Source organism: Vibrio sp. 1069 (assembly GCF_033340555.1).
On sequence record NZ_JAWOWP010000002.1, the window covers coordinates 33,339 to 56,653 of the forward strand.

The 23,315-nt window shown below is 43.8% G+C and carries 18 protein-coding genes; 15 read left to right on the forward strand and 3 right to left on the reverse strand.

From position 1 onward, the window contains the following. Positions 1-53: 53 nt before the first annotated feature. The 12 genes from tssI to tssG all read left to right on the forward strand — a co-directional run bounded on the left by tssI (position 54) and on the right by tssG (position 14,946). On the forward strand, positions 54-2,132 hold the full coding sequence (gene tssI, locus R7040_RS03285; protein WP_005373412.1) for a type VI secretion system tip protein VgrG: 2,079 nt from the start codon (positions 54-56) through the stop codon (positions 2,130-2,132). A gap of 2 nt (positions 2,133-2,134) precedes the next feature. Next, positions 2,135-2,617, forward strand: a complete 483-nt coding sequence (locus R7040_RS03290) for a hypothetical protein (protein WP_017633762.1) — start codon at positions 2,135-2,137, stop codon at positions 2,615-2,617. Between the two features lie 57 nt (positions 2,618-2,674). Continuing rightward, positions 2,675-3,994 carry a hypothetical protein gene (locus R7040_RS03295; protein WP_191115763.1) on the forward strand — a complete coding sequence of 440 codons (1,320 nt, stop codon included), beginning with the start codon at positions 2,675-2,677 and terminating at the stop codon, positions 3,992-3,994. Next, the gene (locus tag R7040_RS03300) at positions 3,975-4,967 is read left to right on the forward strand and encodes a DUF2169 domain-containing protein (RefSeq protein WP_191115762.1); all 993 of its coding nucleotides are present in this window, start codon (positions 3,975-3,977) and stop codon (positions 4,965-4,967) included. The genes R7040_RS03295 and R7040_RS03300 overlap by 20 nt, the downstream gene beginning before the upstream one ends. Continuing rightward, on the forward strand, positions 4,960-5,904 hold the full coding sequence (locus tag R7040_RS03305; protein ID WP_017633759.1) for a hypothetical protein: 945 nt from the start codon (positions 4,960-4,962) through the stop codon (positions 5,902-5,904). Before R7040_RS03300 ends, R7040_RS03305 begins: the two co-directional genes overlap by 8 nt. A gap of 237 nt (positions 5,905-6,141) precedes the next feature. After that, positions 6,142-8,142: a serine/threonine protein kinase gene (locus R7040_RS03310; RefSeq protein ID WP_318081056.1), complete on the forward strand. Its 2,001-nt coding sequence runs from the start codon at positions 6,142-6,144 to the stop codon at positions 8,140-8,142. Further along, a complete protein-coding gene (gene tssA, locus R7040_RS03315) occupies positions 8,129-9,703 on the forward strand; it encodes a type VI secretion system protein TssA (protein WP_318081057.1) in 1,575 nt (524 codons plus the stop codon). The genes R7040_RS03310 and tssA overlap by 14 nt, the downstream gene beginning before the upstream one ends. A gap of 26 nt (positions 9,704-9,729) precedes the next feature. Beyond that, positions 9,730-10,236 carry a type VI secretion system contractile sheath small subunit gene (tssB, locus tag R7040_RS03320; RefSeq protein WP_005373381.1) on the forward strand — a complete coding sequence of 169 codons (507 nt, stop codon included), beginning with the start codon at positions 9,730-9,732 and terminating at the stop codon, positions 10,234-10,236. 8 nt (positions 10,237-10,244) lie between these two features. Then, positions 10,245-11,720, forward strand: coding sequence for a type VI secretion system contractile sheath large subunit (gene tssC / locus R7040_RS03325; protein ID WP_005373378.1), 1,476 nt, complete (start codon positions 10,245-10,247; stop codon positions 11,718-11,720). Positions 11,721-11,781: 61 nt separating this feature from the next. Then, a complete protein-coding gene (gene tssE / locus R7040_RS03330) occupies positions 11,782-12,192 on the forward strand; it encodes a type VI secretion system baseplate subunit TssE (protein ID WP_005373376.1) in 411 nt (136 codons plus the stop codon). A gap of 10 nt (positions 12,193-12,202) precedes the next feature. After that, entirely contained in the window at positions 12,203-13,951 is a 1,749-nt protein-coding gene (gene tssF, locus R7040_RS03335; RefSeq protein ID WP_017820373.1) for a type VI secretion system baseplate subunit TssF, read from the forward strand. After that, a complete protein-coding gene (tssG, locus tag R7040_RS03340; protein WP_042523537.1) occupies positions 13,948-14,946 on the forward strand; it encodes a type VI secretion system baseplate subunit TssG in 999 nt (332 codons plus the stop codon). The genes tssF and tssG overlap by 4 nt, the downstream gene beginning before the upstream one ends. 54 nt (positions 14,947-15,000) lie before the next feature. Here tssG and R7040_RS03345 read toward each other — a convergent pair whose 3' ends face one another. From R7040_RS03345 to R7040_RS03355, 3 genes are read right to left on the reverse strand one after another with little or no spacing between them, the layout of a single operon-like run. Continuing rightward, the gene (locus R7040_RS03345; RefSeq protein ID WP_005373369.1) at positions 15,001-15,453 is read right to left on the reverse strand and encodes an Lrp/AsnC family transcriptional regulator; all 453 of its coding nucleotides are present in this window, start codon (positions 15,451-15,453) and stop codon (positions 15,001-15,003) included. Positions 15,454-15,484: 31 nt separating this feature from the next. Beyond that, positions 15,485-18,874: a type VI secretion system membrane subunit TssM gene (gene tssM, locus R7040_RS03350; protein ID WP_054574681.1), complete on the reverse strand. Its 3,390-nt coding sequence runs from the start codon at positions 18,872-18,874 to the stop codon at positions 15,485-15,487. Positions 18,875-18,901: 27 nt separating this feature from the next. Further along, positions 18,902-20,215, reverse strand: a complete 1,314-nt coding sequence (locus R7040_RS03355; protein ID WP_005386112.1) for a type VI secretion system ImpA family N-terminal domain-containing protein — start codon at positions 20,213-20,215, stop codon at positions 18,902-18,904. Positions 20,216-20,718: 503 nt separating this feature from the next. Here R7040_RS03355 and R7040_RS03360 point away from each other — a divergent pair. The 3 genes from R7040_RS03360 to tssJ are packed head-to-tail and all read left to right on the forward strand — an operon-like array spanning position 20,719 to position 23,314. Continuing rightward, entirely contained in the window at positions 20,719-21,318 is a 600-nt protein-coding gene (locus tag R7040_RS03360) for a hypothetical protein (protein ID WP_054574680.1), read from the forward strand. A 9-nt stretch (positions 21,319-21,327) separates the two neighbouring features. Further along, complete coding sequence (locus R7040_RS03365; RefSeq protein ID WP_137282735.1) at positions 21,328-22,821, forward strand: type VI secretion system-associated FHA domain protein; 1,494 nt, start codon at positions 21,328-21,330, stop codon at positions 22,819-22,821. Beyond that, positions 22,814-23,314 carry a type VI secretion system lipoprotein TssJ gene (tssJ, locus tag R7040_RS03370; protein ID WP_005386118.1) on the forward strand — a complete coding sequence of 167 codons (501 nt, stop codon included), beginning with the start codon at positions 22,814-22,816 and terminating at the stop codon, positions 23,312-23,314. The genes R7040_RS03365 and tssJ overlap by 8 nt, the downstream gene beginning before the upstream one ends. Position 23,315: the final 1 nt, after the last annotated feature.

The window sequence follows — 23,315 nt, forward strand, 5'->3', positions numbered from 1 at the left end:
TCAGGGCCAACGATTGTTGGCCCTAATTCGATTATTTGTATCAGGTAAAAGATATGGTGAATGACGTAGAATTTAAATTTGAAGTGCCTGGATGTGGGCATGAATTTCGGGTTGAGAGCTTTCATGTTCATGAAGAGTTATCTAAGCCTTTCCACATCAATCTCTCATTACTTTCACTTGATCCAGATATCTCGTTCGATGAGTTAATACGTAAAGCAGGAACATTGACACTTTACGGACAAGGTGTTGGGGCTGCGCGTGTGTTCAACGGCGTGGTGAATGAAGTTCGTTACTTAGGGACTGGACGTCGTTTTTCTCGTTATCAATTAGTCTTGGTTCCTCAAGCTTGGTTCTTATCTCAGCGCCAAGATTGTCGTATTTTCCAGCAAAAGTCAGCGCAAGACATCATCACAGAAGTACTCGATGATGGGGCAGTCACCGATTACCGATTTGAAGTGTCGGGTACTTATCCTCCAAAAGAATACGTTCTGCAATACCGTGAGTCTGACTTGCATTTCGTGCAGCGTATGATGGCTGAACACGGTATGTGGTATTACTTTGACCATAGCGATTCAAATCATACGATGGTCATTGTCGACAGTAATGACGCGATTGCACCTTTGATAAGCTCGCCACTAAATGCTTCTTACATTGGGCCGATTGTTTATCATGCCGATGGTGGCGGTGTTGCCGATCGCGAACATATCTCTGATCTCGAGTTAGTTAACCGCGTTAGAACAGGACAGGTTACGTACACAGATTACAACTACGAACACCCTAAAATTCCACAAGAGATGACACAGGCTGGCGAGCTAGACCAAGATCTCAAGCAGTTTGATTATCCTGGACGATACGTCGACCCGCTGATGGGTCAGGTGAGAACCACGGAGTGGATGTCGGAACACATAGTCGATAATCAACAAGTGGAAGCAACGAGTGACGTAATGCGCTTAGCATCTGGTTACAGCTTTAACGTCAGTGACCACCCGCGTTCTGAGATTAACCGCGATTACCTCATGTTGTCTGTAATGCACACAGGTCAAGATCCGCAAGTGCATGAAGATGAAGCGAGTGGTATGCCAACCACTTACTACAACCAGTTCTCGTGTATTCCACGTGATGTGGTGTTTAAAGCGCCTAAACTAGCGGCACCAGTAGTGGATGGCCCGCAAACGGCGGTCGTTGTAGGACCAGAAGGTGAAGAGATTTACACCGACAAGCTTGGTCGAGTGAAAGTACAGTTCCATTGGGATCGCTACGGTGATAACAACGAGCATTCAAGCTGTTGGATTCGTGTAAGCCAATCCATGGCGGCGCCAACATGGGGCGCAGTTTATTTGCCGCGTATTGGCCACGAAGTCGTAGTGACTTTCCTTGAGGGGGATCCAGATCGTCCGTTAGTTACGGGCGCAGTTTACAACGGTTTGCATTTCCCACCGTACTCTTTGCCAGAAAACAAAACTCGTACCACGTTCCGCACGCAAACGCACAAAGGAACAGGTTACAACGAGTTGAGTTTTGAAGACGAAGCGAACCAAGAAGAAGTCTATATTCACGCTCAAAAAGACATGTCGACCAAGGTGCTCAACAACCGTTACCGTGATATCGGTCAAGATGAATTCTTGAAGGTTGCACGTCACCAAACGAATGAAGTTCATGGTGACCATAAAGAAACCATTCATGGACATAAAACGACACAAGTAAACAGTACGTTTACCGAGACAGTCGAGCAAGACGTTACCGTCACATACAACGCGAACGAAGCCCAGTATGTGAAAAACAATTCTGACTTAGAAATTGGTGATAACCGTACGACTAAGATCGGTAAAAATGATGACTTAGATATTGGCGAAAACAGTAACCTTACTATCGGTGCGTCTAAGAGTTCAGATATTGGTGCGGATGATAACCAGACGGTTGGTGGCAACTTAACGGTATCAGTGAAAGGGAACACCGCTTATAAAGCTGATGGTGCAACGCAAATTATCAGTGGCGACAAGATTGTATTGAAAACGGGTGGTTCCTCTTTAGTGATGAACAGTGATGGTTCAATAAAGTTATCAGGCTCGGCTATTACGATCGAAGGCAGTGACAAAGTCGTCGTGAAAGGTGGCAACGTAGTGGTTAACTAACAATGGAAAAACAACCTCTTACAACAGAAGTAATATCAAAGCAGCAAGCCGAATCAACGGCTTGCTTTTCGCGTTTTGGAAGAATAGTGGCTATCAATGAGTCTACGGGCAGTGTGCGAGTTGATTTTGATGGTAACCCATTTAAGCAGCCACTCACTGCGAGACTAGGACGTGGCTTTCGTCGTTCTGAGCTGCAAATGGCTATCGATAATCGATTAAGTTGTCGAGTTGAATTTTTGAACGACGACTTAAGCTTGCCTCTTGTGACGGACATTTTCTTCTCCATTCTGGATGACTCTGACGAGTTTGTATTGCGAGCGAAGAAGATGGTTATCGAGACAGAACAAGAGTTGGTAGTCAAAAGTGGTGAGACAGAAACTCGCTATAGCGGGCGCGATGGACGAATTACCACTAAAGCGAAGTACGTCACTTCTCAAGCAGAAAAAGCACAAAAAATTCAAGGCGGAACGATCGCAATTAACTAATTACTTTGTATTAACTAATTGCAATCGCGTTATGGCACGCTAATAACGGATAACTAGATGCGACAAAGAATCGGTGTCGAGCACCTAAAGGCACCCATAACCAATCAAGAAGTCGAAGGCGCGTTAGCAAAAGCTGATCGCGCTGTGAATGACCTTTCCCAGTTGCCAGTAACATGGCTGGATTTCTGTAATGAAAAGCTGTCCATTGCTTCTGAAAGTATCGGGTTTTTAATCAGGCAGCGAGTTCAAATTCACAAAAGGGGTTATCCAAGTCGTGAGTTGGCGTATCTCAAGCTGATCGAACGCCAAATTGAAGAACTGAAGCAGGTGTACTTGTCGTTTTATCGGCTAGCACCGGGGTTGATTCATCAGTTAAGAGGCCAGGAGCCAGAAATCTACAGCTGGCTGATGCTACAGGGCGAGTTGGGCTCAGAGTTGGATAACCTTTTGTGCGGATTGAGTTTACTCGAAGATATTGACGCTAAAACCGCAATGGTCATTGCCGTACAATCTCCGGTTGAATCTATGGATAGCACGCTTTCGGAGCTTATTGAGGGCAATGCGACATCCAGTGCGTTTTACTTTGAATGCTTACGTGTACGTCAAACATTAAGTGTTTCTCTCATCAAGCGCTGGCACAAAGCCAGCATCATTAGCTCTCAAGTTGCTTTGCCACTGCTCGTTTTACAAGACGTAAAAGAGGGGATTGATTGGCTTAATGACAATGCAGGCAGCGAACAATATCTATTTGAACGTTTGATTACCAAACGTGACAGAGGCACTTGGTTCCGTCAGTGCTTTGGCATCGAACCAAATAGATTACCATCAGCGCAAGTGCTCACTTACGCCAAGTTGCTTGAGTTAAAAGAGTTTGAGGCGTTTGATATCTCTTCTTCATTAGCACCTGTTGATTTTGCGCTGAGTGGTGATTGGAAACTGGTGCCCCAAATCATCGAGCACTTGGAAAGTCTGGAGGAAGCTGAAGGTGAAATTTGGCTTCAAGCCTTGTATGTCGTCTACGGAAAGCTTCTTCCTCTGACTCCGCAAGATGTTGGTGTCGAGTATGAATGGGAAGAGATCGTCGATCTGCTCAATGAGTGGGTGGAAGATGAAAAATATATCCAAAATCTACCAAGCCGCTTGGGTTACGCATTGAGCTTCGAGTCTACGTTAGCTGCGATGCAAGATTCTAACGTTGATGTGCTGTTCCGCGACTGGCTATGGCGCCAAATCTGTATTCAATCCAGAGCCTACGTGCCTTGGGATATGGCAATGTCGATTCATCAACAAGACTGGAACTTTAACAATTTAAAGGCCGCACCTTCTGCGAGCGAACGATTCAACTTAAGGAATAGCAATGCAGTTATGGGATATTGAGGCGCACCCTGAGCTATCACTTAAAGGTCGTTTTCAACGTGACGAAAACGGCGATGAAGTGTGGGTTGTGGTCGCCAAACGCACATGGCAATTCGATGGTGTGGTTTGGCACGAATTAGGTGAAAGTGAAATCTTCGATGATCCCCAATATTTGGGCGAAGAAGGCTTCTCTGCGATGAAAGTTGACCACGAATTCGCGTATACCAAAGACAATACAGATGTACTTGTTTACGGTAAAGCGCGCAGTTACGCGAAAAAGCCAGTGACATACCAAGAGTGTCGCGTGTTGATTGATGGTCATATCGATAAGACTCTCGCTATTCACGGGGAACGCGTATGGGTTGAGCATGCTGGCAGTATCACGCTGAGCAATCCAGTCCCATTTATTGAAAAAGACATTGATTACACTTGCGCGGTAGGCGGTGATTTACGTAACCGAATAGGTGGTGGGGTTGCCGACTCCAACAAAGAATTGCTTGAACAGAAAGTACCCTCGATTTTTTATCCCCGAGAGGACTGGAGTGCCGCCGCGAAAAAACTACGCGTTGCGGGGTTCGGGCCAGTGCCTCCGTTCTTTGAGTCGCGCCAGAAGCTGGCCGGCACGTTCGATGACGATTGGATTGAGAATCGCAAGCCAATGTTGCCACTCGATTTTGATAAGCGGTTCTTCCAAAGCGCGCCTATTGATCAACAGTGCAAAGGCTTCCTTCGTGGGGGGGAGCGTTTGATGATGAGTGGCTTTTGTCATGATGACACGCTTTCATTTCGAATTCCTAAAGAAAAATACAGTGCGATCGCGACGTTCAAAGATCAAAGTTATCAAGCTGATATGGCGATGTACACCTTATTCGTTGATGCGGAAAAGAAAACTATATCAATCAGTTACACCGCTGCGTTTCCTTGTCAGGGCAAGGAGCATTTGTTGGTGTCGACATCCATCACTAAGTTGGAAGAGGTAAGCGAGCATGCATAATTCAACAGGCCGTTACGTGCTAGGGATGGAAGTGATGACGCCAACCGGTATGAATTTAGATATTGCTAGTGCAGTTTCGTATGCTGACTTAGGAAGATTCGACCAATGTGTAGGGGATGATGGTATCGAGCGTTTTACTTACGCCAAAATCGAATACACCAAAGAAAGTGAGCAGTTTGAGAAAACGTGTGAGTTAATCACCCACTTGCTTGATTCATTGTTAGCACAGTTACCACGTTCATTGAGACCAATACCTTTGCTTATAGCGGTGCCTGTGTCTGTTTCACTAGTAAAGGTGCAAGAATGGCTTGGTGAAAGTAACTATGCTGAATTTCTCTCTGTGGTGAATGCTGTTCATGCCAGTGGGCCCAGTTTCGTTCTCCAGGCCATGAAATCATTGGATAAATATGATGCTATGATGTGTATCAGTGTCGATTCCTTGGTGAGTTCGATGCAAACACTCATCGACGATGCGATGGTAATGAGTACCAATAATCCATGGGGCGTTATTCCGAGCGAGGGTGGGGCGGGTTTAATTCTTTGTCGAAAAAACACCGTAGAAACATTGAAACTTAAGCCTCAAGCGCAGCTTGGCTACATTGATACGGAATTAAACACTTCAGACCGAAGAGGCATGTTTCGACTTGTTCAACGTGCGAGTAAAAAGCTCGATTCATTTGGTGAAGTGTATTCCGATATGACGAACCTGCGCATGCATTCGGAAGATTACGGTTTTGCTCTGGGGGCTAAAGCAGAACGATTCACGAACCCAGAACAACCGCAGCTTATCAATGAGTTGTGGGGCACAATGGGCAGTTGTTCTTCTCTCGCTTTAATTGCCTTTGCGGTCAGAGAGCACCACTTTAAGCAACCAACTACGTTGTTAATGTTCGACTTTCATGGTGACAAAGGAGTTCTCCAATTACTGCAATGTTAGTGGGCACTCATCGATCAAATGGCAATGAAAGTATACTCATATTATTAGGTTGAAGTTTGTAACACGAAAAAGCGTATAACTCATGCAGTGAAAGCGTAAGTAAAAAGGTCTAATAAGTTAGTAATAATAACTAAAATAATAGGCTTACTGTTTGTTTTAAATACCAACCTTGATACAAGTACGTTCAAGAAAATATTATTCAACTCTAATAATATTTATTCTATGAAAGAGTACTAAGTGTCTAATAATCAGAGTACAGCCAAAGGATATATCGATCAGTTGGTTGTTAAAGCTATTGAGAAAAAGAAACTGAATGAGCAAAGGCTAGCAGAAAAAAATAAGCCGAAGCTTGAGTACGTGCTTTTTTCACAGTTTGATGTATTAGACAAGCTTCCTTCTAGAAATGGTAAGACAACGGTTTACCATCTTGCAAAAAAAGGGCAGCCAGAGAAGCAAATCTGTTGCAAAGTTATCAATGATGACTCGCCAGAATTTGCGAGCAAAATGTTGATTAACGAAGCGAGCAGGCTGGAGCTTTCTCAACACCCTAGCGTTGCTAACTTTGTAAAAATCGGCAACGAATTCGAACGCCCATATTTGATGTACGAGTGGATCCAAGGTGAATCACTGGCAGAAAAAATGGAGCGTCATTCTTCTAAAGGCTTCCGCCACGACCACATCGCTTGGTTGGTGTATCAACTCGCTGGCGCTCTAGAGTTTATGCATACAAGAGGTATCTGCCATCTTGATATTAAACCATCTAACGTATTAGTGAGTGAAGGCGATTATGTTAAGCTCATTGATTTCGGCGCTGCTCGTTACATTGGAGAGACAGAACCTTACGCAGAAGCAAGCTTGAGCTACGCTTCCCCTCTTTATATAGAAACTGGCATCGCGGAACCGCAAGATGATGTTTACTCTCTCGCTTTGCTCGCTGGACATCTATTTTTAGGCTCAATATTTGGTGATGCTTGGAATAAGCAGTTAAAAGACCGAAAGCGTCCGGCTTTGATCCCGGCTCATATTTGGAAATTGCTGAAAGAAGTCATTAACAAACCAAGAGGGCATGGCTATACCGCTATTTCTTTTGCTCAACAGTTAGCGCGAATCGATACGCAATCAATTAGCTCAAATTCTAACGCACCAATTTTCAGTAGCTTGCGTAACGCGGATTTGCTGCTTACACACTGTAAGCCAAATGATAAAACGGCGTACGGTCGCTTTAAAATATTAGAGGCGAGCTTAGTGCTGAGTGTGCTGGCAACAGCAGGAAGTTATTTATATCAACAGAATAAAGATCAATTGGATGCCATTTTTTCCCGAGGTGTCACTACTGTAACTCACGTTATTACGCCCTCTGAAACGGCTTCTTTTTTGGCTCAGCCTCCATGGAAAATCAAAGAAGAATTGTCTCAAGCTACTCAGAGTATTGATATGACAGTAGCTTATCGAACAGCATATCAAGCTCAGCAGTTAAGCCTCTCGAATTTATATGAAGAAAAACAGGCTCAGTTAACGTCGTATCAATCGTTAGCGGATGGCTTACCAATGGCATTAGTCGAATTACGTAAGGAGCTTGTCACCTTGCGAGAAACCCTTGTTCGTGACGGTGCTCTGTTTCCATATGCGGATGAGGCGTTGACTAAAGTGATGTCTGGGTTAAATGTCGCGTCTATCGATTCCATGAAAGTATCTGCCATAGCTGGCAGTCGAGATAAGCAGATTGCTCGCTTAATTTTAGATGGTGAAGCTAAGCTCGCAGAAAATGAAATGAAAGAGGCATGGTTGTTAAACCAGTCACAAGCCTATTTCTACAACCAAATCTTACCAAAGGCTGTGATGGAAAATATTAATGACTCCATCGATAAATATGCAGAGGCGCACTTTTACACCAAAGCAATTGAAGAAGCCGAATTAGCCAAAGCCTACTTCGGTAATACGCCAGAACTAGACAAAAAAATAAAGGATTTAATCGTCGCAAGAAGCGAATTTATTTTGTTTAGCACCGTGATGGAGCAATCCGTTTACGACAAACAAAAGCTACATGAATCCCTTGCCGATTTAGAACGGAATGCACCAAGTAAATTTACAGAAATCACGAAAATTCTAGATAGCATGGCGTCGGATGCGATTGAGCAGAGCCATCGATTATCTAAGCCAGCAAATGGCGCAATTGCGGTAGCGCGTGCGTTGAGAGATTACTTGACTGAAGGAGACGTGAATTTTGTCCAACATTGATATCGATCGTCTGCTTAATCCTATTTCTGATGAATCTCCAGTGGGAAACGATGCCCGTTACGAGTTTTGCTACGAAATGATGGAGTCCGAAGTGAAGAAATTCGGTTCCTTGTTTGGCGAAACAGTAGATTGGAGCGTGGTAAAAACGCACGCGACTGAAGTTCTAGAGCACCACAGTAAAGACTTAAAAGCCATTTGTTACCTCGTTCGCGCGCTAACAGAAGAGTTTGGTCTGCAAGGCTTTGAACAAGGTCTAAAGCTGCTTAGTGAGGCGTTAAGTCGCTTTGGCGTTGAATTGTATCCTTCGCGAAAGCGGGGTCGAGATGGCGCGGTCGAATGGTTGAACCATCAGTTTAAACTGGTCAGCAGCAAGTTAGCGGAAAGCGCTCAGTCATGGGATTTGGTATCAAACTGCATTTCGACTATTGAAGAAGTGCAGCGTCAATACGACGAGGTTTATCAAGACTCAGAAGCGGATTTCTTTGAGATTCGCACTCAACTCAATGTTTTATCTCAACAAGCGGCGGCTGATGAGCAGAGCGATGAAGCAGTCGTTAACGTCGAACAAGCGGCGCCTGCACCAGCTACGCAGCCTGCCGCCGCAGAAACGCCAGCGCAGAGTGAAGTGCAAACCGCACCGGTGAAGGCGGTTCCGCCGGCCCCTAAACCTGCGCCAGTTAAGAAAGCGGTAGCAAAAGAAGTCGATGTCGATACGGACTTCTCTTCGCCGACGGCTTCTAAGCGCACCTTGAAGAAGGTTGCGGAAGTCATGCTTCATGCGAACCCAAGTGATCCGCTGGCTTACCGGATTTATCGTCATCTGACTTGGGATGACATTGATGGTCTACCCGGCCACCAAAATAATCAAACGCCTTTGAGCTTGGCAGTGTCGTCCGATCAACAAGCGGAATACCGAGATAAAGCTGACCAAGAAAGCGACATCGACACCATTAAGCGTTTGGAGCGCACATTAACGGATGCGCCGTTTTGGCTGACGGGCCATTACTTCGTGTATTCGATGCTTAATAACTTGGGCTTTGATGATGCAGCGCTTGCTGTGAAACAAGAAGTGACGCGTTTTGTTGAATCGCTAGAGGGCATCGAGCACCTCTCATTTAAGAATTCTATACCATTTGCAGATGAAGCGACCTTGAGCTGGTTATCGACTCAAGATACTACTTCTTCGACTTCTCAACCTGTTGTTCAAACGGTTGTGATTTCGCAGGAAGACTCGCTGCCAATGGAGGATATCACTCTAGAAAATCTAGGGGAATGTGCCGCAGAGCTTGCCCACAAACTTGAGCTGGATAGCTCGGGACGTGGGCAGTTCATGCTGTATTTACAATTGATAGCAGCTTACCAGTCTGTTGGATTATACCCGTTGTGTTTGCCGTATCTTGAGAAGGGGTGGGAAGTACAAAAAGCGTTTAATCTCGCGAGCTGGGAACCCCACTTATCGTCACAGTTAGAAGACCTAATTCGAAAAACACTCCATCGGTTATTTGGAAGCAAGGATCTTCTACCTGAGAAGTATGAAGAGTGGAAAGCAATTTACGACTAATTAAAGAGTTAGATAAGGAACGAATTATGTCACGTGACGGCTCGGTGGCTCCTAAAGAGCGAATTAATATCCGTTATGTTCCAGCAACTGGCGATACGCAAGAAGACGTAGAGCTGCCGCTAAGCATGATGGTAGTTGGCGACTTTACTGCGCGTGCAGATGAGACACCAATTGAAGAACGTACTCCAATTAACATCGACAAAGACAACTTTAACGAAGTGCTAGAGGGCATGTCTCCAAACGTTAAAGTCAACGTTGAAAACCGTCTTTCTGATGAAGAAGGCGGCCAGATTGGTGTTGATCTGACCTTCCAAAACATGAAGGACTTCTCTCCTGAAGCGATCGCGAAAAGTGTACCTGAACTAAACAGCCTACTTGAGCTTCGCGAAGCCTTGGTTGCACTTAAAGGTCCTCTAGGAAACGTTCCTGCGTTCCGTAAGAAGATCGCATCGGTTCTTCAAGATGAAGAAGCGAGAAAGAAACTGTTGGATGAACTAAGCATTGGCAACGACCAAGACGCGAAAGAAGAGTAAGGGATATCATGTCTGCAGAAGCACAAGCGCCAGAACAAGAAGCAGCCTTAGTTGAATCAGGCTCACTTCTGGATAGCATTCTTAACGAAACACGTTTAAAGCCAAGTGATGAAGGTTTTGACGTTGCAAAACGCGGCGTAGAAGCATTCATCAGTGAGCTACTAAGCAGTTCGAACACAGAGAAAGTCGACCAATCTCTGGTTGATCTGATGATCTCTGAAATCGACCAAAAATTGTCTAAGCAAGTTGATGCAATTCTTCATAACGAAGAAGTTCAAGCGATTGAATCAACGTGGCGTGGCCTTAAGTACCTGGTTGATCACACTGACTTCCGCGAGAACATTCAAATCGAACTGATCTCTGCGAAGAAAGACGAAGTTCTTGATGACTTCGAAGACGCTCCAGAGGTGGTGAAGTCTGGCCTGTACAAGCAAATCTACACACGTGAATACGGCCAGTTCGGTGGTAAACCTGTTGGCGCCGTCATTTGTGATTACGCTATGTCAGCTTCGTCGCCTGACATCAAATTGATGGAATACATGGCTAACGTAGGTGCAATGTCTCACGCACCATTCATAACGTCGGCATCGGCTAAATTCTTTGGCCTAGACAGCTACGAAGAGCTGCCAAACCTAAAAGATCTGAAGTCTGTATTCGAAGGTCCACAGTACGCGAAATGGCGTGGTCTGCGTGAGCACGAAGATGCACGCTACCTAGGTCTATGTACGTCTCGCTTTATGCTACGTACACCTTACTCTGTTGAAGATAACCCAATCAAGGCGTTTGACTACGATGAGCAAGTAACAGACAGCCATGATAACTACCTATGGGGCAACTCAGCGTACGCGATGGCGTCTAAGATCAGTGAATCATTTGCTAAGTACCGTTGGTGTCCGAATATTATTGGTCCTCAAAGCGGTGGTACTGTACAAGATCTACCGGTTTACAACTTTGAAGCTATGGGTCAAATCGAGACTAAGATCCCAACCGAGATCCTGGTTTCTGACCGTCGTGAGTATGAGCTAGCAGAAGAAGGTTTCATTGCGCTAACCATGCGTAAAGGTTCTGACAATGCGGCGTTCTTCTCTGCAAACTCTGTTCAAAAACCAAAAGTGTTTGCGAACACGCCGGAAGGCAAACAAGCCGAGATGAACTACAAGCTAGGTACTCAGCTTCCTTACATGTTCATTATCAACCGTTTAGCGCACTACATAAAAGTGCTACAGCGTGAGCAAATTGGTTCTTGGAAAGAGCGTTCTGACCTAGAAATCGAACTGAACAAGTGGATTCGTCAATACGTTTCTGACCAAGAGAACCCGCCAGCGGAAGTTCGTGGTCGCCGCCCACTTCGCGCTGCGAAGGTTGAAGTATCAGACGTAGAAGGCGATCCAGGCTGGTACAAAGTATCGATGTCTGTACGTCCTCACTTCAAGTACATGGGCGCAAGCTTCGACTTGTCTCTAGTTGGTAAGCTAGACCAATAACCCATTACTGAAACCATCAAGCAGCCAGTGAAGACTGGCTGCTTTTTTCGTAGGATCGCATATGGAAAAAGGTTACCGTCTTTTAGAGCGGATCGAGCTAGGAGAACCAAAAAACTGCTACGAGAAAGTGGTGTCTCATAAGCATTTGATTGAATCCATTCACTCGCATCTCGCTGACTTGTTGAATACGCATTCCGGCAACGCAATGATCGACAATGAGTATGGTCTGCCAGATTTTAACGACGTACTTTCTAACAACACGAACCTCGTTCGCCATATTCAAAAAAACATCACGTCAACCATAGAACGCTTTGAGCCCCGACTGCTGAATGTCGAGGTTCACTACCGTGAAGACCACCATAACCCATTACAACTCGGCTTTGGTATTCGCGGCGAAGTTTCCCATAACGGCGGTAAAGTCCCAATGTCGATCGATGTCTACATGGGAACCGACGGCCAATTTAACGTTTAGTAGGTGCCACTTGAGTAACAGTAAATACTTTCAAGATGAACTCACGTATTTACGCGAGTCGGGTAGTGAGTTTGCCAAATATCATCCGAAGTTAACTCACTTTCTCTCTGAAGGAACTTTTGATCCAGATGTCGAACGACTGCTGGAAGGTTTTGCTTTTTTGACCGGACGCATCCGCGAAAAGATTGACGATGAACTTCCTGAGCTAACGCAATCTCTGATGACTTTGCTGTGGCCACATTACATGCGTTCGATTCCGTCTTTGTGTATTAGCGAACTAAAACCGCATACCGGAAGTGTTACTGAGAAAACCGTGGTGAAACGTGGTGCGGAAATGGCCAGCGAGCAGGTAGAAGGCACGCAGTGTTTGTTCCGTACTTGTTATGACGTCAATCTATACCCAATTACGATTACTAACATCGAACAAACTAATAGCCGCACCAGCTCGATGATTGATGTGACGTTATCGACGGAGCATGGCCTTGAGCTGTCTCGGATAGGTTTAGACACGCTGCGATTGCACCTGCATGGTGAGATTCATATTACTCGCACTGTCTTCTTATGGCTGTTCCGCTATCTAGATCACGTCGAGTTGGATGTTGGTGGCGGCTACAAACATCGTTTAGGGCCAGAATACGTTAAGCCAGTCGGGCATGAAGAGGACGAGGCGCTGTTGCCTTACAGCAAAAATTCCTTTGCAGGCTACCGTTTGCTGCAAGAATTCTTCTCTTTGCCAGATAAGTTCATGTTCTTCGACATTAAAGGCTTAGAGTGGCTAAAAGGCATTCCACAGCGCAGTACGGTCAAAATCAAATTCCACTTTAAGCGTGCTTTGCCTTCAGAGGTGGTGCTTAAAGATAAACACTTAAGGTTGCACTGCACACCTGCCGTTAACTTGTTTGAAAAAGACGGCGATCCAATCCGTTTAGAGCATCGACGAAACGAGTACAAGGTGCGTCCACAAAGTAACACTCAAGAGCATTACGAGGTTTATTCCATTGAGCAAGTGGAGAGCTGGAGTAAAGACGAGCGTCGCCGAAAACCACTGATTGAATTTGAATCGTTTGAGCACCAAATCAACCAGCGTGATAAGCGAGAGTTCTACAAATCCAAAGTGGGCGAGCGAGTAAGCGGAAGAGGGTTAGAGCGCTATATCTCATTCCATACTCACAATGGCGACATCGCGGATTTAGGGACTGAAACAGTATTGATGAAACTGCAATGCAGTAACGCGGACTTAGCGGAGCGCCTGTCAGTAGGAGATATCACGTACGCGACGCACAAGTCGCCAACGTATGCGACGTTTAAAAACATTACTAAGCCAACACAGTCAGTAAGTCCTCAGGTTAATGGTGAACTTCAATGGCAGCTGATTGCCAATATGTCGCTTAACTACTTGTCTTTAGCGAATATCGATGTGTTGAAAGTGTTGCTCTCGACTTACGACTTCCATTCTCGTGTTGATAGACAAGCCCACCGCGCGTCGATTCATCGACTTGATGGCATTATTTCTTCAGAGATGAAACCAATCGATCGCGTATTTCGTGGTGTATCTGTGCGTGGTAACCAATTCAAGCTCGTGACGGACTCTAAGTTCTTCGTAAATGAAGGCGATATGTTCCTTATGGCCACGGTATTGAATGAATTTATCCGTTTGTATTCGAGTGTGAACTCCTTTACCGAACTAGAGGTGTTCGATGAAGCGACGGGCGAGGTTTACAACTGGGCAAGCCTAATCGGGCAGCAGACGATACTATGATTAACACACTTTCTGATAAGTCGAATGAGTTTAGTTTCTACCAAGCGGTGTTGCTGTTAGAGAAACACTACCAGCTGGAGCCAAACTCAAATTTTGTTGCCGTGGGCGAGAACAAATACTTCCATCAAGAGCGAATTGAGTTCAGCGTGTCGCCAAACCTGTGCTTTCCAAAGAGTGATATGGACTTTATTACTCATATGGAAAGAAACGGAAAGCAATATTCACGTATTGAGACGAACTTTCTTGGCTTGCATGGTTCAAGCTCGCCCCTGCCAGCGTCTTACACTGAGAAACTCGTCGGTCGTGATCCCGATGATAACCCAGTGAAGGATTTCTTCGACTTTTTCCACAACCGCTATACAAGCTTACTGTATCGTGTTTGGAAGAAATACCGATATCACGTGCAGTACAAAAGCGGGGCAAGCGATGCGTTTTCTGGGCGCATACTGCATTTGGCTGGTCTCTCTAGCGTTATGCAAGATTGTGAAGTCGCGGAGTTAGATCGAGCGAAAGTTCTGTCTTACGTGAACCAGTTATCTACGCGTACACGTTCACCTAAGCTTATTTCCGGTATTGTTTCGCACTACTTTTCACTGCCGAATGTGCGAATCGAAGAATGGGTTTATAGACGCGTAGAAATCGCTGAAAGCCAGCGTAACAAACTCAATCGTTCCAATTGTGTATTGGGGCAAAGCTTACACTTGGGACAAAGCATTGCGGATTTGAACGGCAAGTTTAACTTGTGTATCGACAACATTGATTTTGAAACGTTTAAGCAGTTTTCCTACGATGGTGAGTTACATAAGACGCTGGTGGGCTTGATGCGCTTTATTCTGCGTGACCCAATGTCGTGGGACCTAAAGTTGACAGTTAACCTAGACAGTATTCCAGAAAACAAACTGGGTAATGGAGAAGGGAACCAACTAGGTCAAACGTTCTGGCTTGGTAACCCAGGTGATAAAGACGCCAAAATTCGACTTATCGGAAGCATATAAGAAAGCCGCTCAACGAGCGGCCCTTTATGTTTTCCTCGAAGAGGTCAGAAACGCTTAACGACTGATCGGCTGGTGCAGTACAACGGTAGTATCAAGCCTTTGAATGCCGTTAAATGATTCAATTTCATTACAAAGATGATGAATAGACTGCAGGTCGGGCGCTTCAATTAGGGCAATAATATCAAAGTTGCCACCAACAACGCTCGTTAAGCGAACCTCAGGGATTTCTTTAAGTGCATTCGTTACATCATTCTTCTTACCCTTTTCACAAGAGATCAGTAGATAACTAGCGGCTTTTCGCCCTTCATTTTCTACACGAATCTGTGCGGTATAGCCTTTGATAATACCGGTCTTTTCTAAACGATTAATTCTTTCTGCTACTGCTGTTCGAGACAAACCAATGTTTCGGGATAGATTCGCAATCGACTCTCGCCCATTCGACAATAGACTTGAAAGTATTTTTCGATCTAATTTATCTAAACCTTGTAAAGTCATGTTTGAAATCATGTGTTCTGCCTATTTTGTTTTTATATTGTTATTAAATCGACTCAGGGAGCGTAAAGTTATACAGCTCAGCAAGAGTGAATGGGTTTTTCTGTGTCAACGGAGTGATGCGTAAGCTCAAGTCCCTCCCTGACACTTTTATGTCACTGACAAAGCTGCCGTTATGAGTGTTTGTCAAGGTCGAGTCACCTAGCAATCTGTATATCGCCCATTGACCACTCTTATTTAAAACGTGCTGTCTGCCTTCATCGGTTACATCCTGGAGTGTGATACTAATATTGAAGTCACCATTTTGCGGTGGCCATGCCATTTCACGAATGCGGCTTGGACCGTGGTAGTAACTTATATTGGTATCTGCAATTTTTAAGCTCGCTCTAATCGCACTAGAATCAAGATCGAGTACTCTTGCACTAAACGGAATATGAACGCGGTTAGTGCTTTTATTAATTAATGTGTCTCGAATAACGTTATAGTTACGCAGTTGCACTAACAGAGCCGGAGAGATTGGCATCGTCTCGCCATCCACCTGTTTTGGCGTCCACAAATTGGTATCGTAGAACGGTGCAAAATTTTTCTGAATAAATGTGTCTAACAAGCCACCTGAAGCAAACAGTAATTCAAAATCTTCAATTGAGATTTCCTCGGTCGCTGTTAGATCAAATGGGTATCGTCCTAGCCCTATCTCTTTAAACTTGGTGTAAATCTCGCTGTACCATTGGGTTTGAATGCCTTTAGCGGACTCTTTAATCATGACTGACCAGCTTTGTTGAACCACATCTAACAACCAGCTACGAACGGGTTCCGGTGATTTTTGGGCAATCTGTTTAAGTTTTATTAATGGGTCAGCTTCACTGCTGTTCATTCGATGCTGAGCTGCCGCTAGCGCCGCCATTTGCGGGTCAGGTGCATCAGCAATGTCTTTCATATACGTGCGAACACGGCTTAGCGCTGTTACGGTCTCATCCCAAGGAGTAGGGGAGTTTGGTGTTTCACTGACCTGAAGTTGGTTTAATAAGTGAAAAGCTTGTTCAACACGTTTCATTAACAAGTAATCAGGCTTAACTACTTCCTCTACTGCGTCTGATGCGGAGTCTGCCGCTGCCACGAGTTTCGGGTCTAGCTTTGAAATCAGAGCATTTTTTTCACCAACGGGTGAAAATTGTGTGTTGGCATAGACCTGCTTCAGTACGGTTGTCATTGGTGAAGAAGGGCCCGAGATTAAGTCTATCGCGTTCGTTAGATCGCCGACATTGTCATAGTTCTGGACTTTTAGTTCACTCAGCGCATTGCGCCAATTACTGATGTAGTCGTCAGTATATTTTTTACGTACTTCCTCTTTGAAGGCTTCTTGTTCTTCACTAGTAGGAATAACGTGTTGTGACAGACCTAAAACCCAGTTGTCACTGATGACTTGTTGTGACATTAGGTCCACGCGTGGTCGATAAAAAGTGCTAAAACCAGTGGAGGTATAGATCTTATCTACGATCAAGCGTTCGCTATCGATTGGTGTGTTGAACACATTGCTAAACTCAAAACCCACAGCTCGTTGCAGATCTAGGGTTCCTAAATCAATCGAATTTGCTTCGTTTAAAATGCCTGCATAAACGAGATCAACATTCGAATTTGCTAGCAATGAGCGACGTGTTGCGCGAACAAGATCCATATTGATATCAATTGGATCAAACTGTGTGCGAAAGTAAGCGTCCAAATAGCGCATCGCCTGATTGACGACGTCATTTTGGTTGCTCAAGTCGTTCATCATTTGGAGAGTTTGATGACGCAAAAAACGGATATCACGCTTTGTTGGATCGTTTAGCATTAGATACCCCTTCAATAGAGGTAAAGCGCGTGTAAAAGTGTTTTGATTTTGTGTCAGTTGTAGACGGTAACCTTTCTCAATGAGAGGTATCAACTGTTGAGCAACGTCCTTAAGTAATGCTTCGTAAGCGATGCGAGTGCTTTGATCCAAACGGCTAATGTTGAGTGGTAATATCTCTTCATCCAAAGCCTTAGAACCTTTAAGCCACGCCCCATAAGAAGGCTCTATTGCTTTCGTCGCCTTCGCTAAAAGCTCATCGAATCTTGCATCTTGCTCCACTTGTGATTTGTCATCGATACTCAAGAGTTGATTCATCACATGTAAGTTACTGTCTAATGTCGTGAAAAAGAAGTAACTGCCCCCAGTAAGCAGGATAATAGAGCCGAGTATTGCCAAACGGCTTTGTCTCTGAATTAGACGAAGATACGTCTTGTTTTCGCCCGCAAAGTCGCTTTCCGGCAATATTTGTGAATCAATCAGAAAGCGAGAGAAATAAGGCGTTTCTGTTAACTGAGTATGCTCTGACGCGATAATAGGTAAGTTGAAGTAATTACTACAACTTTTTGCAAGTAAATTGTACTTGCGACCGCCTTGCAGACTCGAACTAAAGAAAATCTCACGGATGTCTAGTGAATAGACACCGTTGTTAACATCACATAGACGCTCAAGCACATAGCTGACTTCAGACTGACATAGCTCAAACTGCTTAGGGAAAGCGAGTATTGCTTGTTTCTCATCAATGTCCGTTGAATTAGCGGATGCATCTAGCGCATTACTTTCAAGCACTCTCACTAGATTTCGATAGCTATCGCGGTAGTACTCTGCAAATACACCTTTGGCTTCTTTTAGTGGGATAGAGAGGAACTCAACACGTGTCTTGAGAGAGCTAAAGTGCATGTATTCTTTAAAGCCGTCTAACTTGTCTAGCTTTGACATAATCAAATAGATTGGCAATGCTGAAGACGTTTTAGAGTTGATGGTACTCAAGCGCGCCAATAACGACGAAATGGTGTACTCTTTTTGCTCTGGCTCAGAGACGATCATGAACTCGAAATCGGTGAAGAATAGACACCCAGAAAATGGCTTTCGAGGTCGATGATGAATAACTTCTTCAATGAACGTATTCCATAAAGAAGCATCACTGCTTGATACTTCCTGGAACACTAAGCGTTGGTCTGGTTTGATGTACACAGCGCTGTCAGATTCGTACCATTCAAAAAAGTCATTCTTAGCGGTTCTAGTGCGATCCATCGGTTTAATTGCACTAGAATTAAATAAAAATTGACGTCGCCCTGACCCTTTATTACCAAGCATCAGGTAAATTGGTTTCTTGCCTGAGTTAGCAAGAAGAGGCTGGATAACCATAGAAAGTGCTTCTTCCTCGGTTTCCAAATGTTGAGCTTTAGCGTTGTTCTTTTTCTTCAACCATAATGTGAATTGAAAAGTGACGTAAACAATGGCGATAGCACCAAGGGTCAGCCAAAGATAAAGTTGATCGATTTCGTCAAGAAAAAGCAGATAAATAGTGGTGATAATTGCAACCACTAAAAACATCAATATAGTAGAAATCACCACTGGATTTTTAAACAGTTTTTGTTTGAACATAAGCCTAAAACTTCTTTAATTGTATTGTTATTTATTGTCAGTTTTTTCAGCTTGTAGCTGACTCAATTTATATAGGTAGATGTTCAGTAAAAGGGTTGCGCGGTCAATTTCCTTTTGCTGTGAATACTTTTCAGCGTATTCAATACGACCTAAAAGCGGGAATAACGAGTTACTGTATTCGTACGCCTTTTCAGAGTTCTTATCTACATTCTGTCTAGCTACGTTGGCAAACACCGTTCTTGCGTCTGAGAATCGCTTATAAACATCCATAAACTGGTCTTCTAAATGGGCGCTCTGTGTCAAAAAGTTTTGACGTAGCTGCTGTGCAGAAGACGAATCCGGATAGATTGCGATTAATTCATTGGTCAAGCTATCGAGCTCGCTGACGTTACTTACTTTTGCCGAGTCTAAAAACCAGTTATTCATCATAATATCGACACGATTAATGGCCTGCGTTTTCAATGACTGAGCATATTTTTTATTTTCGTAATCTAACGAGGCGACCAAATTTACAAGTTCATTAAGTGAAGCTTGATTAATTTTTTGCTCCAATGTTCGATAACGTTGTTGCTCGTACATGAAATGTGAACATATCGCAGTAACAATCAAACCAATAACGAAGTAGATCATAAATCGACCAGACTTTGCCGGTGATGCTTTCTCTTGGCTATTTAGGTTGGGTGATGACACCGGTGCGGGAGAGGGAGACACATTCACTTTAATTTCAGGTGCCTTCTGCGTTGCTGCAGGAGCGCTAGTGTTGGCTTGTTTTTTCTCGCGTAACTCAGCCGCAATTTGTTGTTCTTTTATCTGCTCAATCCATTGATTCAAAATACGGCGAATGCGACCTAATGACGGCGCTTCAATACCGTAATGAAGACGAAGCTCTTCCTCAATCCTCAAGCATAATTGATGTGCTGCCTCTATCAATGGAAGCTCTTCTGGTAACGCCCGATGCTTATTAATTCGTTTTTCAGTATGCTCTACCATCCATTCAATAGCGCTCATTCGTGCCTTTGACTTTGAATGCTCTGGATACGCGTTGAACCAATATACGACACACACATCAAGTATTGAGTTTAACCCTTCAACAAGTCCTCTTAAGCCGTCGTTATAGGTTGACGCAACGGTAAAGTAACAGCAACAACGTAGGTCTTTCGCTTGGGTACTCAAGATCTTTTTTGAGAGTGTTTGAACCGTTTTCCACGAGACTCTCCCTGTGACTTTATTCAGGTTGTTTATTTGACGTTTAATTTCGTCAAAATCCTCAGAACCATTAGGATTAGAGCCGCTTGGGTTATTTTCATCGATTGGTCTTCGAGCGAAGTCGGTAAAAAACATAAGGAAAGTTCCAACTGATCATATAGAAGTATTAAGTTATATAGGATTTCACTACTGTTATATTAAATTATAAGCAGTGCACATCTGCCGCAATTCTATAGACAAAATAAGCGGATTAGATAATAAAAATTCATTAAAAGAAATTAAATTACTTTTAGTGTGATCTTTGTTCATAATATTAATATCAATAGTTAAGTCTATTTATAAGAAGAAACTTATATATGAAGATAAGAACGTTGATTAAAAAGTAACTAAATTGTTATCGGAGATTACGTTTTGTTCAATTAGCAATCAAATTCTGTTACTTCTATTTAAATAGAAAGATTTACTGTCTCGTCACTTAATCTGTAGTCGGTTCTTTAGTTTTTGTTTGTAGGTAAAACAACCAACCTGATAGTTGAAATGTATTAAATTATAGGTGTTTTTTTAGGCTTATTGAAAAAGAGAATATAATTGATATCTTTCGCCTCTAAGTAGAATATCGGTTTTCCTAGAGGGACGAAATGCTAAAACCAAGTCAAATTGGGCTGATTTCAGCCATGTGTCTATTTTCTTCTGTTGCAATGGCAAAAGGGGAGCGATATGGACTCTCTACCAGTATGTTGACTATCGATAGCATTAAATACGATGAAGGTAAAAGTGGTGAGCAGGATACGCTTAGGTTCGGCTTGGTTCATACTCGTCCTATTGATGAAAACAATAACCGTTGGCGTTGGTGGTTAGGGCTAAACTATCTAGCAGAAGATATTGAAGCGCCAGCAAACGGCTTATATCAAGAAGCGACGAACTATGAACTTCGTGTTGTTCCTCAATATGCGTTGACTTCTTGGAGTGTTTTCACGCCATACGTTGGTGCGGGCTTGTCTGTCGGTTACTCGCAATATTCTAATCGCTGGCAAGTAGACCAAGAGGGCTATCGTTATGAGAGTGTTGAAGACATCGACCAGTTTGAGTTAGGTGCGGTTATGACCCTTGGTACTGCTATAAAGTTAGGCAGTAATCCTGACGCCCATATACAAATTATCCCGCAGGCCTCTTATATCCTTCCGGTTGTAAATGATGGAATTGGTGGGCTTGAACTATCAGTTTCTTTGCTCTTTTGAGGTTCGTAAATGTACTCAAATCAGCTAGTTTTATTTATCTCAAAGTGTCCAGAGGAATACACCGGTGCAAAGCATATTGAAATGCCTGAAAGTGGTGGTTCGATAGGTCGTTCCCCAAGCTGTAGCGTGTCTTTAGCCGATCACAACCGCTTTATATCGGGCACTCATTGTTTGCTCAGCGTGTATGGAGATACCTACTATATAAGTGACGTATCAACTAATGGCACAATGGTAAATGGGAATAAAATACTAAAAAATCAACCCGTTGCGATAGTTGATGGCGACATCATTTCTTTAGGGCAATATGAGATTGGTGTTTCTCTTGAGCACGTTACCTCAACACTAGACATCGCCGCTGATATTGCTCCTGAGCGAGTATCTAGCGATCCTCTGGTTAGTCTAGGAGATGCGGTTGTCGAAGAGGAAGAAAAAGTCGGTGCCTTAGAAGATTTGTTTATGGAGACTAAACAGGATGACATTGATTGTCATGATCCTGTTGCTCACCTTAACTTTTCGATGCAGCGAGATGACGATTACTTAATTCGTGATAATGAGCGTACAGAATCTGAACAACCTAGAACCGTGGAAAGCACGCGTCAGGTGGTCGATGACAGTTTCAGCATATATTCCGAATTCGATCAGCCAAGCCTAATCCCTGAAGACTGGATGGCTGCGGAAACCAAGAGTAACGCATCAGTCAATGATGCATTAGCGCCAGAAAGCGGTAAGGCACATAGAGCCGATATTGCCTCAGCTGAGGTGATGCAACCTGGCACGGTAGCCCCAGATAGCACGATTCAAAGACAACATCGTACGCATAATGTTACTGAGATGGTCGTAGAACAGGCTAACACAGGGTCAAAATGGGAAGAGATGACCCAATCTTTTACGCCTTCTCCTAACACTAATCAGCAACTTCAAATACCTACGGCAGAGCACGCGATAAACAGTACGACGAAAGCACAAGTCGATACTGATGCGGCCGTTTGCTCTCAAGATATAGCGCAAGCGTTTTTTGATGGTTTGGGTATTCGAAACCCAGAGTTGATGACAAACGAGGCGCAGTTATTCAAGCAAATGGGTACTTGCTTGCGTTTATGTATTGATAACCTACAGAAAGAGTTGCACGAAGTGGAATCGTTAAAAGATGAGCAGAGTGCGAGTGAGGCTAACTCGAACATTGCAGAGCTAATGCTTACTTTGAATAGTCAGCAATTACTGGCTCCAAATGAACTGGTTGAACAAATGCTCGATGAGCTGAACGACCACCAAGTTATGTTTAACAAAGCACTGAATGAGCTCATTTTAGAACAGTCAGAAACGAACGATCCCGTAGCATTTGCTAACAGGGTCGCTAGCCAGTCTTTGTTCTCAACTAAGTCAAAGCTGTGGGCCGAATACCTAGATTTCTACACTAATAATCGTCGCCTGCTTAATGAAACATCCTTAAAAGGGCTGATTAAGAAAAACTATAACAAAGTGATTAAGGGAAACCATGCGTAGTATCGCCGTATTACTCGGATTTGCCATGTTGTCCGGTTGTTCCATGTGGGATCAATTTAAAGAGTCCACGGGTATCACACCAGAAACTTCGTCGATTGAATTGGTTATTGAGGCATCACCTGTACTCAATGTGAGAAATGGGGGCCAGTCATCTCCAGTTATTCTCCGTCTTCACGAATTAAGTTCGCCAGTATTGTTCCGAAGCTTAGATTTCTTTGCCTTGTTTGAGAGCGATAAAGCGTCGTTGGGTGATGAGTACATCAAACGTTACGAATATCAAATACAGCCAGGTGGAAAAGTTCATGAAATGCTAACGCTAGACCCTGACACTCGTGCCGTCGGTTTTTCAGTGGCTTTTCGTGATATTGATGGTTCGTCATGGCGAAAAGTGGAAGTTATTGAAGAGAAGAGCGAGTACTACATCAAGCTCAAGTTAGAGGGCAGTGAGTTAATTTCTGATAACACTCGCGGCATTGAACAGGTTTACTTTTAAG

Coding starts and splice junctions, on each gene's coding strand:
- tssI (WP_005373412.1), top strand. CDS start 54: ATGGTGAATGACGTAGAATTTAAATTTGAAGTGCCTGGATGTGGGCAT.
- R7040_RS03290 (WP_017633762.1), top strand. CDS start 2,135: ATGGAAAAACAACCTCTTACAACAGAAGTAATATCAAAGCAGCAAGCC.
- R7040_RS03295 (WP_191115763.1), top strand. CDS start 2,675: ATGCGACAAAGAATCGGTGTCGAGCACCTAAAGGCACCCATAACCAAT.
- R7040_RS03300 (WP_191115762.1), top strand. CDS start 3,975: ATGCAGTTATGGGATATTGAGGCGCACCCTGAGCTATCACTTAAAGGT.
- R7040_RS03305 (WP_017633759.1), top strand. CDS start 4,960: ATGCATAATTCAACAGGCCGTTACGTGCTAGGGATGGAAGTGATGACG.
- tssB (WP_005373381.1), top strand. CDS start 9,730: ATGTCACGTGACGGCTCGGTGGCTCCTAAAGAGCGAATTAATATCCGT.
- tssC (WP_005373378.1), top strand. CDS start 10,245: ATGTCTGCAGAAGCACAAGCGCCAGAACAAGAAGCAGCCTTAGTTGAA.
- tssE (WP_005373376.1), top strand. CDS start 11,782: ATGGAAAAAGGTTACCGTCTTTTAGAGCGGATCGAGCTAGGAGAACCA.
- tssG (WP_042523537.1), top strand. CDS start 13,948: ATGATTAACACACTTTCTGATAAGTCGAATGAGTTTAGTTTCTACCAA.
- R7040_RS03345 (WP_005373369.1), bottom strand. CDS start 15,453: ATGATTTCAAACATGACTTTACAAGGTTTAGATAAATTAGATCGAAAA.
- tssM (WP_054574681.1), bottom strand. CDS start 18,874: ATGTTCAAACAAAAACTGTTTAAAAATCCAGTGGTGATTTCTACTATA.
- R7040_RS03355 (WP_005386112.1), bottom strand. CDS start 20,215: ATGTTTTTTACCGACTTCGCTCGAAGACCAATCGATGAAAATAACCCA.
- R7040_RS03360 (WP_054574680.1), top strand. CDS start 20,719: ATGCTAAAACCAAGTCAAATTGGGCTGATTTCAGCCATGTGTCTATTT.
- R7040_RS03365 (WP_137282735.1), top strand. CDS start 21,328: ATGTACTCAAATCAGCTAGTTTTATTTATCTCAAAGTGTCCAGAGGAA.
- tssJ (WP_005386118.1), top strand. CDS start 22,814: ATGCGTAGTATCGCCGTATTACTCGGATTTGCCATGTTGTCCGGTTGT.